This window comes from Amycolatopsis sp. AA4, from assembly GCF_002796545.1.
In the GTDB taxonomy this organism is placed as follows: domain Bacteria; phylum Actinomycetota; class Actinomycetes; order Mycobacteriales; family Pseudonocardiaceae; genus Amycolatopsis.
The window spans coordinates 3387413-3402357 of record NZ_CP024894.1 but is presented as its reverse complement, the minus strand read 5'-3'; the positions used below and the strand labels follow the sequence as shown (position 1 = coordinate 3402357).

The following is a 14945-nucleotide window of genomic DNA, read 5'->3' as shown; positions in this document are numbered from 1 at the left end:
GACGGCCACGACGAGCCGACGGCCATTCCACGGCTCACCCGGAGTCCGCAGCCGCCCGGTCGACGTACCGAGCCCGATGCGACGAGCAAGCCCACCTGATCGACCCGCCGCACCCTGCTGCTGTGCCCGCCAATTCGGCTCATCCCTCTTCCCCCCGGCAATCCGCCGCGATGGCCCGCAGCGCGTCCGCGAATCCGGCCGCCACCCCGGCCACCGTCGGGCGGGAATGCTGGTCCGGCTGGTAGTACCAGGAAAACTCCAGCTGCCCGTCCCGCACCCCGCCGACGACCTCCAGTGCGTGCGGCGACCGGTTCGCCGGATCCTGGTCCCGGCCCAGCGGCGGGAGGGACCGCAGGAACAATCCGTCCCCGGAGCCGGTGTTCTCGCCCTGTCCCAGGTAGTTGAAGGCGACCCGGGGCGCGGCCCGGCCCAGGTCCGGGAAGCGGAAGCACCGCAACACCCCGTGTCCGAACCCGTTGCCGGGCACCGCCCGCAGCTGCCGGCGGACCGACTTGACCAGGGTTCGCCAGTTCGCGGCCGGGTCGACTTCGAGGGCGACCGGGAACAGCGTCGTGAACCAGCCGACCGTCCGGGTCAGGTCGACGTCGTCCAGGATTTCCTCCCGGCCGTGGCCTTCGAGGTCGATCGCCACCGCCGGCTCGCCGGTCCAGCGGGTGAGCGTCCAGGCCAGTGCGGTCAGCAGGACGTCGTTGATCCGGGTCCGGTACGCGCCGGGAGCGAGGTGCAGCAGGGCATCGGTGTCGTGCGCGTCGACGCGGATCGACACCAGCTCCTGCGGTTCCGGGGCCGCCCCAGTCCGGTCTGCCGGGATCTCGCAGCCGGGCAGGTCGCGGGCCCAGTGCGCCCGTTCCCCGTCCAAGGCACCGGATTCGGCATAGGCCCGCAGGCGGTGCGCCCAGTCCCGGAACGACGTCGTCTTCGGGCCCAGATCGGGCTTCTCCCCGGCCTCGATCTGCCGGTAGGCCCGTTCCAGATCCTCCAGCAGGATGCCCCACGAGACCGCGTCGACCACCAGATGGTGCGCGACCAGGAAAAGGCACGGGCGCTCCGCGGAATCCGACAGCAGCGCCCGCAGATGCGGAGGCTGAGCCAGGTCGAAGCTCGCCTGGGCGTCGTCGGCGGCCCGCTCGAGGTCCACAGTGGACACCCGGTGCAGGACCGAACCGGAGGTGACCGGGTCGTTGTGCTGGCTCCACCCGTCGGCGGTCCGCTCGAAGCGCAACCGCAGCGCGTCGTGGTGTGCCACCAGCGCGTCGACCGCCTGGCGAAGCACCTCCTCGTCGACCGGGCCGTTCAGCTCGATCAGCACGGACTGGTTGAAATGCGCGGGGTTCACCGGCGAGGAGTCCAGGAACCAGCGCTGGATCGGCGTCAGCGGAACGGCCCCGACCACCGCCTCGCGCTCGTCCGCGACCGGATCGGCCGGATGGACCACCCGGGCCAGCTCGGCGACCGTCTGGTGCGTGAACAGATCCTTCGACCGCATCGCCAGCCCGGCCTGCCGGGCCCGGTGCACGACCTGGATGCTGAGCAGCGAATCCCCGCCGAGCTCGAAGAAGTTGTCCGCGGCGCCGACCTGCGGCACCCCGAGCACCTCGGCCCACACGTTCGCCAGCACCTCCTCCGGCCCGCTGCTCGGCGCGACGTACTCGGCGGTCTGCAGCGCCGACAAGTCCGGCTCGGGCAGCGCGGCGCGGTCGATCTTTCCGTTGGGGCTCACCGGGACCGCGTCGAGCGGCACGAACACCGACGGGATCAGGTAGTCCGGCAGCGTCTCGCCCAGGAAAGCGCGCAGCGACGCGATTTCGCCGACCACATAGGCGACCAGCCGCTTGTGCCCGCCGGCTTCGCGAGCCACCACGACGGCGTCGCGCACCTCCGGATGCCGCCGCAGCGCCGCCTCGATCTCGCCCAGTTCGACGCGGAACCCGCGGATCTTGACCTGGTGGTCCACGCGTCCGGCGAATTCCAGCTCGCCCGAAGCCCGCCGCCGGACCACGTCGCCGGTGCGGTACATCCGCGATCCCGGCGGGCCGAACGGGTTCGCCACGAACCGGTCGGCGGTCAGGCCGGGCCGGGACAGGTATCCGCGGGCCAGCCCGGCACTGCGGATGTACAGCTCTCCCCTCGAGCCGATCGGCACCTGCCGGAGCTCGGCGTCCAGCACGTACGTTTCGGTGTTCCGGATCGCTTTGCCGATCGGCGGCGGCCCGCCCGGCGACAGCGGTTCGCTCCACGAGGCCGCGACCGTGCATTCGGTGGGCCCGTACGCGTTGATCATCCGCCGCCCCGGCGCCCAGCGAGCGACCAGTTCGGCCGGGCACACGTCGCCCGCGACGACCACGGTGCGCAGGTCCGGCAGCGGCACGTCGGGCACGGTGGCCAGCGCGACCGGCGGGAGCACTGCCTGCGTCACCCGGTGCTTCGCGAGGACTTCGGCCAGGTGCGCGCCCAGCAGCGGCCCCTCCGGCGGCACGACGAGCGCGGCGCCGGCGGGCAACGCCGTGCAGAGTTCGGACACCGCGGCGTCGAAGCTGGGCGAGCTGAACGCCAGGACCCGGTCGCCCCGCCGGACCTGGCAATGCTCGGTCTCGGCGGCGGTGAACGACGCCAGTCCGGCGTTCGGCACCACGACGCCCTTCGGCCGCCCGGTCGAACCGGACGTGTAGATCACGTATGCCGCTTGCTCCGGCTCGACGGGGACGTCGAGATTCGTGTCGGCGTACCCGCTCGCGTCGAGCGCGCTGTCCACGACGAAGACCGGGTCGGCGTCGCGCAGCATGAACTCGATGCGCTCGGCGGGATAGCCCGGGTCGACGGGGAGGAACGCGGCGCCGGTCTTCGAAACGGCCAGCTCGGTGACGACGAGCGCGGTCGAGCGCGGCAGCCGGACCGCGACGATCCGTTCCGCCCCCGCACCCCGTTCGACCAGCAGCCGGGCCAGCCGATTCGCCCGCGCGTTCAGCTCGGCGAAGGTGATTTCCTCCGAGCCGGACACCAGCGCGGGGGCGTCCGGCGTACGCGCGACCTGGGCTTCGAACAGCTGCGCCAGCGAGGCCGGCGGGACCGGTGCAGCGGTGTCGTTCCAAGCTCGCAGCTGGTCCAGCTCGGCCTGCGGCAACAACTGCAGCGACGCTATCGGCTCGTCCGGCTGCGCGGCGAGAACGGTCAGCGCGGTCCGCAAGCGGTCCGCGAGACGCTGGATCGTCGTGGCGTCGAACAGGCCGGTGGCGTAGTTGATCGCGGCGTGCAGCGACCCGCCGTCCTCCTCGAACTGCACGAGCAGGTCGAAGGTCGCGGTCGTCGCGGGAAGGGCGACCTCCTCGGCGACCAGCGCGCCGCCGCCCGGCCGGTCGCCGGTGTTCTGCAGCACGACCATCGCCTGGAACAACGGCGTCCGGCTCGGGTCGCGGACCGGCTGGGCGGCGTCCACGACGCGTTCGAACGGCACGTCCTGGTGGGCGAACGCGTCGAGCACCGTGTCGCGCACCCCGCCGAGGAAGTCCCGGAACGAGCCGCGCGAGTCCACTGTGGACCGCAACACCAGGGTGTTGACGAAGAACCCGATCAGGCGCTCCAGCTCGGGCCGTTCCCGTCCGGCGGCGACCGTGCCGACCGCGACGTCCTCCTGTCCGCACCACCGCGAAAGAACGACCTGGAAGACCGCGACCAGCGCCATGAACAGGGTGCCGTGCTGCGCGCCCGCGAGTTCACGCAGGTTCGCAGCGACCTCGGAGGGAATGGCGAAGCCGAACCACTCCCCCTCGTTCGCGCGGATCGCCGGCCGCGGCCGGTCGGTGGGCAGTTCGAGCGGCGCGAGCCCGGCGAGGCGGTCCCGCCAGTGGTCGAGCTGCTCGTCCAGCTCCGGGCTGTCGAGGAAATCCCGTTGCCAGGCCGCGAAATCCGCGTACTGCACGGGCAGTTCGGGCAGCCGCGGCTCCTCGCCGCGGACGTAGGCGGAGTAGCACGCGTCCAGTTCGGCGGCGAGCACCCCGGCCGACCAGCCGTCGGTGACGATGTGGTGCAGCGCCAGCAGCAGGACGTGGTCGCCGGACTCCTCCCGGAACAACCGCGCGCGCAGCAGCGGTCCGGTGCGCAGGTCGAACGGCCGGAGCGCTTCGCGCGCCAAAGTCTCCTCGTCGAAGTCCTCGACCGCGAGGTCGACCGGCGCGGGCTCGTGGACGATCTGCACCGCGTGGCCCTCGATCGCATCGAAGGTGGTGCGGAGCGATTCGTGCCGGGCGACGATGGTGTTCAGCGCCCGCCGCAACGCGTCGACATCGAGTTCTCCGCGCAAGCGCAAGGCAGTCGGCGAAAGGTACTCCGTGCCACCGGGTTCGAATTCGTCCAAGAACCACAAGCGTTGCTGAGCGAACGACAACGGCAGCGCACCGTCCCGCGCGGCCACCGGGATCGCCTCCGCGGCAGCCTGCTCGACCGGCAGTTCAGCGGCGAACTGGCTGAGCGTCGGTGCGGAGAACAGCAGCCGCGGCGACACCTCGACGCCGAATTCCGCGCGCACTCGCGACGTGATCCGCATGCTGAGGATCGAATCGCCGCCGAGTTCGAAGAAGCTGTCGTCGGCGCCCACGCGGTCGATTCCGAGGACGTCCGCCCAGATAGCGGCGAGCCGCTGTTCCGCAGCCGTCCGCGGCGCGACGTACTCTGCGGTTCCGGTGCGGCCGGGGGCGGGCAGCGCGCGGCGGTCGAGCTTGCCGTTCCGGTTGAGCGGGAGCGCGTCCAGCGACACGAACGCCGACGGGACCAGGTGCTCCGGCAGCCGTTCACGGGTCCACTCGCGCAAGCCCCGCGCTTCGCCGACGACGTACGCGACGAGGCGGCCTTCGCGGGCGATGACGGTGACGTCGGCGATCGCCGGATGCCGCCGCAGCACCGTCTCGATCTCGCCCGGTTCGACCCGGAACCCGCGGATCTTGACCTGGTCGTCGACGCGGCCGAGGTAGTCGAGCGAGCCGTCGGCGGTCCAGCGGACCTGGTCGCCGGTGCGGTACATCCGCTCGCCCGGCGGCCCGAAGGGATCCGCGACGAACCGGTCGGCGGTCAGTCCCGGCCGGCCGAGGTAGCCGCGCGCGAGCTGCGGTCCGGCGAGGAACAGCTCGCCGGGAAGGCCGGGCGGCACGGGTTCGCCGGTGTCGCCGAGAACGTACGCGCGGAAGTTGGCCAGCGGACGCCCGATCAGCGGCTGGTCGCCGGTCACCGGCGCGTGGATCGAGTCGACGGTCGCTTCCGTCGGCCCGTAGTAGTTGTGCCCGGTGACGTCCGCGGCGGCCAGCTGCCGCCACAGCGTTTCGGTGGCCGCCTCGCCGCCGGTGATCACCGTGCGCGGCCGGACCTCGCCGGTCGCCAGGCCGGCGTCCAGCAGTTGCTGGAGGTAGGCCGGGGTGAGGTCGAGCAGGTTCAGCCCGTGCGCGCGGACGGCGCGGACCAAGGCGCGCGGGTCGAGCCGGGTGTCGTCGTCCAGCACGTGCAGCTCGTGGCCGTCGAACATGGCCAGCAGCGGTTCCCACGACGCGTCGAACGCGAGCGACGCGGTGAGCGCCGCGGCTTCCCGTCCGCGGTCGAGGAAGACCGCGCGGTGCGCGACCAGCAGGTTCACCAGCGCGCGGTGCTCCACGACGACGCCCTTCGGCGTGCCGGTCGAACCGGAGGTGTAGATGACGTACGCGGCGGTATCCGCGTCCGGCCGCTTCGACACCGGCGCCGGCGGCGCGTAGCTCTCGTCCGGCCTGCCCAGCACGACCACCGGGCGCGCGTCGTCCAGCAGGAAGCGGACGCGTTCCTCCGGCAGATCCGGGTCGATCGGCAAATACACCGCGCCGGCCTTGAAAATCGCCAGGACCGCGATGACGGCTTCAGCCGACCGCGGCAGCATGACGGCCACCACTCGCTCCGGCCCGGCACCCCGTTCGACCAGTTCCTCCGCCAGCTGCGTGGCGCGGGCGTCGACCTCCGCGAAGTCCAAGACGGTGTCGTGGAAGACCAGCGCGGTCTCGTGCGGCATCCGGGCGACCGTCGCGTCGAATACGTCCAGGACCGTCTCCGCGGGAAGGTCGGCGGTCTCGCCGTGTCCCAGAGCCAGCACGTGGTTGCGCTCGTCCGCAGTGAGCGGCGACAGCGAGCCGACACGCTGCGACGGGTCTCCGGCGATCGCGCGCACCAGCTGGGCGAGGTGCCCGGCGAGCCGGTGGGCGGTGGTTTCGTCGAACAGCTTCGGGTCGTAGGACAGCTCGAGCCCGAGCCGGTCGTGCAGATAGGCGGTGAGGTTCAGCGGATAGCTCGTGGTGTCCAGCGATTCGACGTCCAGCACGCGCACGCCGTCCTGTCCGCTGTCTTCGATCGGGTAGTTCTCGAAGACCACCACGCTGTCGAACAACGACGCGCCCGCGGGCACCCCAGTGAAGGTCTGCAGCTGCGAGAGCGCCAGGAAGTCGTACCGGCGCGCGTCCGCCTGCTCGGCCTGGATCGCGCGCAGCCACTCCGCGGCCGACTGTCCATTTCGGACTTCGACCCGGGTCGGCACGGTGTTGATGAACATCCCGATCATCGCTTCGACGCCGGGCAGTTCGGGCGGGCGGCCGGAAACTGTGGTGCCGAACAAGACGTCCGGCTCGCCGCTGTAGCGCGCGAGCAGCAGCGCCCACGCTCCCTGCACGACCGAGTTGACCGTCAGCGCCGCGGTTTTCGCCATGTCGCGCAGCGCCGCCGACTCGTCCGAGGACAGCTCGACCAGCACCGTCGCCCCGGATTCCGCGCGATGCGCTTCCGTGGGACGGCGGTCGTACGGCAGCGGCGTCGGTGCGGCGAAGCCGTCGAGCACCCCGCGCCAGTGTTCCTCCGCCGCGGCCCGGTCCTGCGCGGCCAGCCAGGCGAGGTAGTCGCGGAACGGCCGCCGCGGCGTCAGTTTCGCCGGGGTGCCTTCGACAATCGCCGTGTACTGCTCGCACACCTCGCCGAAGACCTGCGCGGTGCTCCAGCCGTCCAGCAGGACGTGGTGCGAGGTCCACAGCAGCTGGACCTCGTCGTCCGCGACCCGCGCGATCTCCAGGCGCATCAACGGCGGCGTCGTCAGATCCATGCCCGCGGCCAGATCGGCTTCGAGCAGTTTCGCCAGTTCGGCCTGCTGCGCTTCGGGAGAGAGGCCGCGCCAGTCGTGCTGCCCGACCGGCACCCGGACCCCGCGATGCACGCGCTGCACCGGTTCGTCCACGCCGTCCCACACCGTGCTGCTGCGCAGGATCGGCGTCCGGTCCACGACGCGCTGCCACGCCTCGGCCAGCGCACGCGGGTCCCGGACCCCGGCCAGCCGCAGCCGGAACTGGTCGAAGTACGCGCTCGATCCGGTGTCGACCAGGCTGTGGAACACCATGCCCGCCTGCAGCGCGGTCAGCGGGTAGATGTCCTCGACCTCGCGGCCGTCGCCGGCCAGCCGGTCCACCGTCGCCTGGTCGAGCCGGGCGAGCGGGAAGTCCGACGGCGTGCGGCCGCCCGCCCCGGCACAGTGCGCGATGATCTCCCGCAGCGCCTCGACGGTCGCCTCGGCCAGGCCGCGGACGGTCGCCTCGTCGTGCACCTCGGCGGAGTATTCCCAGGTCAGGTGCAGGGCGCCGGATTCGACCACGCCGACGACGTCCAGCAGGTACGGGCGAACGCTGTCCGGCGCGGAATCGTGGCCGAGGCTTTCCCCGCGGCCTTGGTAGAGCCCGTCCTCCGCGGTCCCGACATCCCAGCGACCGTGGTAGTTGAAGGAGATTTGCGGGGTCGGGTCGTTCCGCAGCGGGGAATCGGTCAAGTAGCGCAGTGCTTCGTAGCCGACGCCCTTGTGCGGGATGGCGCGCAACTGTTCCTTGACCGACTTGAGGATCGCGTCCCAGCCTTCGCCGGGCACGGTCAGCGCGACCGGGTATTGCGCGGTGAACCAGCCGATCGTCCGGGAAAGATCGAGCGGCGCGGCGAGGTCCTCGCGGCCGTGGCCTTCCATCTCGAGCACGACCCGGGACCGGCCGGTCCAGCGCGTCAGCACGCGGGCGAGTGCGCTGAGCAGGACGTCGTTGACCTCGGTCCGGTAGGCGCCGGGCACGTCCTGCAGCAATGCGGAAGTCTCCTCCCGGCCGAGGAAAACCGACACCGAACGCGCCGACTCCGCGGTGTTGCGGCCGGAGCGATCGACCGGCAGTGCGGTCTCGACCCCGCGCAGCACGCTCGCCCAGTACTCCGCTTCGCCGTCCAGCCCGCCGGAACGGACGTGGTCGGCGAGCGTCCTCGCCCAATGCGGGAACGAGCTGCCCACCGGTTCCAGCGGTTCGCCCCGGTAGGCACGTTCGAGGTCGCCGAGCAGGACGCGCCACGACACCCCGTCCATGACGAGGTGGTGCGCGGTGAGGAACAGCTGCGGCGCGCGGTCCCGGAAGGTGAACAGGACCGCGCGCCACACCGGGCCGTCCACGACATCCAGCGAGGTCTGTGCGCGCACTGCCTCCTCGTGCATCGCCGCCACGACGTCGTCCACTTCGGACAGATCGGCGTGCCGCAGGATATCCGCCGATTCCGTCGAAGCCGGTTCCTGCTGCCAGCTTCCGTCCACAGAGGAGAACCGCATCCGCAGCGCGGCATGGTGCGCGGTGACTTCGGCGACCGCGGCGGTCAGCCGGGCAACGTCCACTTCAGACAGTACAAGGTGGACGGACATGGTCATCCGCCACGGCTCGTCCAGATGCTCGAAGAGCCACGACTGGATCGGCCCGAGCGGCGCGGGTCCGCTCTGCTCCGGCGCCTGCGCGACCGGTCCGCCGGTGGTGACGACCCGGCCGAGTTCGGCGATGGTCTGGTGCTGGAAAAGGTCCTTCGACGACACCGTCAGCCCGGCCTGGCGGGCGCGGGACACGACCTGGATGCTGAGGATCGAGTCGCCGCCGAGTCCGAAGAAGTTGTCCTCGACGCCGACCTGGTCGACTCCGAGCACCGTCGACCACACCTCGGCGAGCGTGGTCTCGATCTCGGTACGCGGGGCCACGTAACGGTTTTCCACCCGCGCCCCGGGTGCGGGCAGCGCCCGGTGGTCGAGCTTCCCGTTGGCGTTGAGCGGCAGCTCGTCCAGCGCGACGAACACCGCCGGGATCATGTGCGCGGGCAGCGACCGGGCGAGGAACTCGCGCAGCGCCGTCGTCCCGGGCACCGTCCCGGTCAGGTACGCGACCAGCCGCCGGGCATCCCCGGCGCCGTGCGCGACCGCGACCGCGCCGGTCACGTCCGGATGCGCGGACAGCGCCGCCTCGACCTCGCCCAGTTCGATCCGGAACCCCCGGATCTTGACCTGGTGGTCGGCCCGGCCGCGGTAGGCGAGTTCGCCGTCCGCGGTCCAGCAGAGCAGGTCGCCGGTGCGGTACATCCGGGTGCCCGGCTCGCCGAACGGGTCCGCGACGAACCGCGACGCGGTCAGCCCCGGCCGGTTCAGGTAGCCGCGCGCCAGGCCCGCGCCCGCGACGTACAGTTCGCCGGTGACACCGGGCGGCACCGGTTCGAGGCAGGCGTCCAGCACGTAGGCGCGCAGGTCCGGGATCGGCACGCCGACGTTCGCGCAGTCGTCCAGCACCCGGTACGTGACGTGCACGGTGGTCTCGGTGATGCCGTACATGTTGATCAGCCGCGGGCCGTCGGGATGCCGCCGTCGCCACTCTTCCAGGCGCACCGGGTCCAGTGCCTCGCCGCCGAAGATCACGTACCGCAGGCTCAGCGGCTCGGACGGCAGCGAACCGAGCCGGTAGAACGCCGACGGCGTCTGGTTGAGCACAGTCACGCGCTGTTCGGCCAGCAGCGCCAGGAATTCCTCCGGCGACCGGACCGTGTCCGACGGGACCACCACGAGGCGGCCGCCGTGCAGCAGCGCGCCCCACAGTTCCCAGACCGAAAAGTCGAACGCGTAGGAGTGGAAGAGCGCCCAGACGTCCTGGTCGCCGAAGCCGAACCAGTGCTCGGTCGAGGAGAACAGCCGGGTCACGTTCGCGTGCGGTACGAGCACGCCCTTGGGCACGCCGGTAGAGCCGGAGGTGTAGATGACGTACGCGGTGTTCTCCGGCCGGACCCGCACACCGGGATCGGTGTCCGGCTGATCGTCCGCCGCGACGGTGTCCACGACGCACACCGGTTGCGCGTCGGCCAGCATCGCTTCGATCCGCGCGGCCGGGTAGTCCGGATCGATCGGCAGGTATCCCGCGCCGGACTTCAGCACGGCGAGGATCGCGACGACCAGGTCCGCTGAGCGCGGCAACCGCAGGGCCACCAGCCGTTCCGGGCCGGCCCCTTCGCCGACGAGCCGGTGCGCCAGGCGGTTCGCTCGCCGGTCCAGCTCGCGGTAGGTCAGTTCGACGCCTTCGCAGGTCACCGCGACGGCGTGCGGGGTGCGGGCGGCCTGCGCGGCGAACAGCCGGTGCAGCGTCGGCTCCGGGGGCGCGACGGCGACCGGGTTCCACTCGCGCAGGACAAGGTCGCGCTCGTCGGCGGTGAGCCACGGCAGCCGGCCGAGCGGCTGCTGCGGGTTCGCCGCGATCCCGGCCAGCAGGGTCCGCAGCCAGCTGCTCAGCCGTTCGATGGTGGCCGCGTCGAACAGGTCGGTGTTGTAGTTGACGACCGCGTCGAGCCGCCCGGCGGTCTGCTGGAAGTGGATCGCCAGGTCGAACCCGGCGGTCACGATCGGCGGCGCGACCTCCTCGACGGCGAGCCCGGGCAGCGCGGGCCGGGCGTCCGGGGTGTTGTGCAGCACGACCATGACCTGGCACAACGGCGTGCGGCTGGGGTCGCGTTCGGGCTGGACGTCGTCCACGACGCGGTCGAACGGGACGTCTTGGTGCGCGAAGGCGTCGAGCACGGTGTCGCGGACTTCGCCGAGGAAAGAGTCGAAGCCGCGGTTCAAGTCCACAGTGGACCGCAGGACGAGGGTGTTGGCGAAGAAGCCGATCAGGCCTTCCAGCTCGGTGCGTTCCCGGCCGGACACGACGGTGCCGACCGCGACGTCGTCCTGCCCAGCCCACCTTGCGAACAAGATCTGGCAGGCGGCGAGCAGGGTCATGAAGAGCGTGCTGCCCTGCTGCCGGGACAGCTCCGCGAGCCGCGCGGTCGTGCCGACCGGGACGCGGAACTCGTGCAGCGCGCCGTTCTTCGTGCGGACGGCCGGGCGCGGGCGGTCAGTGGGCAGTTCCAGGGGTTCGAGACCGGCAAGACGGTGTCGCCAGTAGCTGAGCTGGCCGTCGAAATCGGTGCGGTTTCGTTGCCAGACCGCGTAATCGGCGTACTGCACCGGCAACGGCGACAGCTCTGGCTCCTCGCCGCGGGTGAACGCGGTGTAGAAGGCGGCGAGTTCGCTCAGGAGCACGCCGGAGGACCAGCCGTCGGTGACGATGTGGTGCAACACCAGCGTGAGGACGTGGTCGTCGGGGCCGAGCCGGGTCAGCGCGGCGCGCAGCAGCGGGCCGGTGTGCAGGTCGACCGGGCCGGTCGCGGCGGCCAACGCCGTGTTCAAGTCGCCGTCGACGGCCCGCAGATCGACGGCGTGCGGCGGGTGGACGATCTGCACGCCGCGGCCGTCCACGGTGGCGAAGGTCGTGCGCAGGGATTCGTGTCGGGCCACCACTGCCGTGAGCGCCTGGTTCAGCGCGGGCACATCCAGGTCGCCGCGCAACCGCAGCGCGGTCGGCGAGACGTACTCGGTGCTGCCGGGGTCGAACTCGTCGAGGAACCAGAGTCGTTGCTGGGCAAAGGAAAGCTGTGCTTCGAACGGTCCTTCGCCGCGCGGAAGGAGTGGAATCGCCTCCTGCGGCGCGGACACGGCGGGCAACTGCGCGGCCAGCAGCGCCGGGGTCGGCGCGGTGAAGACCAGCCGGGCCGGGACGTCGGCGCCCAGCTCGGCACGCAGTCGCGCGACCACGCGGATGCCGAGCAGCGAATCGCCGCCGAGTGCGAAGAAGTCGTCTTCGACGCCGACTCGGTCCAGGCCGAGCACCTCGGCCCAGACCTCGGTCACGAGGCGTTCGCGGTCGTCGCGCGGCGCGAGGTACTGAGCTGACGCGGAAATCTCCGGCTCCGGAAGCGCCCGGCGGTCGAGTTTTCCGTGCCGGGTGAGCGGAAGCTGGTCGAGGTGCACGAACGCGGACGGCACCAGGTGCGCGGGCAACGACTGAGTCAGCGCGGCGCGCAGCTCGGCGGGTTCGGCGTCGCCGACGAGATACGCGACGAGCCTGCCGCCCCGCGCGTCGACGGCGGCGTCGAGCACCTTCGGCTGGGCGCGCAGTGCGGTCTCGACCTCGCCGGGCTCGATCCGGAAGCCGCGGACCTTGACCTGGTCGTCGGTGCGGCCGAGGTGTTCCAGCCGGCCGTCGGCGGTCCAGCGGGCGCGGTCGCCGGTCCGGTAGAGGCGGGTTCCGGGCGCGCCGAAGGGATTCGCCACGAACCGGTCGGCGGTCAGGCCCGGCCTGCCCAGGTAGCCGCGCGCGAGCTGTGCGCCGGCGAGGCAGAGTTCGCCGGGCACCCCGGCGGGAACGAGCCGGAGCTGCTCGTCGAGGACGTACGCGCCGACGTTTCCCAGCGGACGGCCGATCGACGGCCGGTCGCCGGTCACCGGAGCCCACGTCGCGTCCACAGTGGACTCGGTCGGGCCGTAGTAGTTCCCGGCGGCCACCCCGGATCCGGCCAGTTCGCGCCACAGGTCCTCGCCGACGGCCTCGCCGCCGACCATCAGGAACCGCGGCCGCTGTCCGCCTTCCAGCAACCCGGCGGGCAGCAATTGCCGCAGGTAGGACGGAGTCACGTCGAGGAAGCCGATGCGCTCCTCGCGGACGTAGCGGGTCAGCGCGGCCGGGTCGAGCCGGGTTTCGTCGCTGATCAGGTGCAGTTCGTGGCCGTCCGCCAGCAGCAGCGGCCCTTCCCACGACGTGTCGAACGACAGCGACGCGGTGAGCGCCACGCGCAGCCGTTCGCGGCCGAACGCGGCCCGGTGGTTGGCCAGGAGATTGGCCAAAGCGGCGTGCTCGACCACGACACCCTTGGGTGTGCCGGTCGATCCGGACGTGTGGATGACGTAGGCGGCGTCGGTCGGCTTCGGAGCGGCCGGACGCGGACCGTCGGTGAAGCCGCCGAGGCGGTCCAGCACCACGACCGGCTTCGTGTCGGCCAGCAGCAGCTCGATCCGCTCGGCGGGCAGGCCGGGGTCGATCGACTGGTGCACCGCCCCGGCTTTGAGCACGGCGAACAGCGCGATGATCGCGTCGGCCGAACGCGGCAGCAGCACGGCCACCACCCGGTCCGGCCCCGCGCCCCGGGCGGCGAGGTCCGCGGCGAGCACGTCGGTGCGGGCGGCGAGTTCGGCGAAACTCAGCCGGACGTCGCCGCAGACCAGCGCGGTCGCCGTCGGCCGCGTCTGGGCCTGGTGGTCGAGCCGGTCCACGATCGTGCCGTCCGGGACGTCGAGCGCCGGGCCGCGCCAGCCGAGCAACTGGGCCTCCTCGGTCTCGGTGGTCAGCGGCAGATCGGCGATCCGGTGGCCCGGGTCGGCGGCGATCCCGGCCAGCAGGCGCAGGAGATGCGCGATCAGCCGGTCGATCGTCCCGAGCTCGAACAACTCCGTGCTGTACTCGACGAGCCCGGCCACGCGGCCGTCGGCTTCCTCGAACTCGACGGTGAGATCGAAGTTGGCGGAATCGCGCGCGACCCCGGCCGGTTCGGCGGCCAGGCCCGGGAACACCGGCCCGGTCCCGGTGGCGTTGTGCAGCAGGACCATGACGTCGAACAGCGGGTTGCGACCGGGATCGCGGCCCGCGTGCACGGCGTCGACCACTTCCTCGAACGGGACGTCGTCGTGGGCGAAAGCGTCGAGGACGGTCTGCCGCGCCGCGGTCAGGTGGTCGGCGAACGAAGCCGACCGGTCCACTTCGGACCGCAGGACGACGGTGTTGACGAAGAACCCGACCACCCGCTCCAGCTCGGGACGGTCCCGGCCGGAAACGACCGTGCCGAGCGTGATGTCCTCCTGCCCGGTGTAGCGCGCGAACAGCGCCTGGCAGGCCGCGAGCAGCACGGTGAACAACGTGGTTTCCGAGGTCCGGGCCAGGTCCGCGAGCCCGCGGGCCACGTCGGCGGGGACGGTGAACTCGCGCACCGCGCCGGCCGTGCCGCGGGCAGCCGGACGCGGCCGGTCGGTCGGCAGGTCGAGCGGGGTCACGCCGGTCAACTGCCGCGTCCAGTGCTCCAGCCCGGCCGCACGAGTCGGGCGGTTGTGTTGCCACACCGCGAAATCCGCGTACTGCAACGGCTGCGACGGCAGGTCCGCGCGCTCGCCGTCACGGTAGAGGAGACCGAGTTCTTCGGTCAGCACGCCCATCGACGCACCGTCGGTCGCGATGTGGTGCACGCACACCAGCAGCACGTGCTCAGCCCGGCCGAGCCGCACGAGCACCGCGCGCAGCAACGGCCCGTGCGAGAGGTCGAACGGCCGTGAGTACTCCGCCTTCAGAACAGCGTCGAGGTCTTCCGGCGCGGCGTCCACCACCGGCAGCGCGACTTCGTACGGCGGCTGAATGACCTGCCGGGGTTCACCGTCGATCTCTTCGAAAGTCGTGCGCAGCGGTTCATGCCGGGCCACCAGGAGCCGCAACGCGGTCGCCAACGCGTCGACGTCCAGCTCGCCGGTCAACCGCAAGGCGAACGCGCTGTTGTATTCGGGATCGTCCGGGCGGAGCCGGCTGAAGAACCAGAGCCGGCGTTGCGCGGACGACAGGGGCACCGGGCCGGAACGGTCGGCGGCGGCCGGGATCTCCGGCGCGCGGCCTGCCGTTCCGGCCATCCGGCGGCGCAGCGCTTCCTGCAGGTGAGCGGGCAGCGCCGCGATGCGGTCTTCACGGGACGCGGTCATGGGGAGT

Annotated in this window: 1 protein-coding gene; it reads right to left on the bottom strand. The window is 71.8% G+C overall.

Annotation, left to right across the window (positions count from 1 at the left end; all coding sequences use genetic code 11):
- Positions 1–139: 139 nt before the first annotated feature.
- Positions 140–14938 carry a non-ribosomal peptide synthetase gene (locus CU254_RS16010; protein ID WP_009077409.1) on the bottom strand — a complete coding sequence of 4933 codons (14799 nt, stop codon included), beginning with the start codon at positions 14936–14938 and terminating at the stop codon, positions 140–142.
- Positions 14939–14945: the final 7 nt, after the last annotated feature.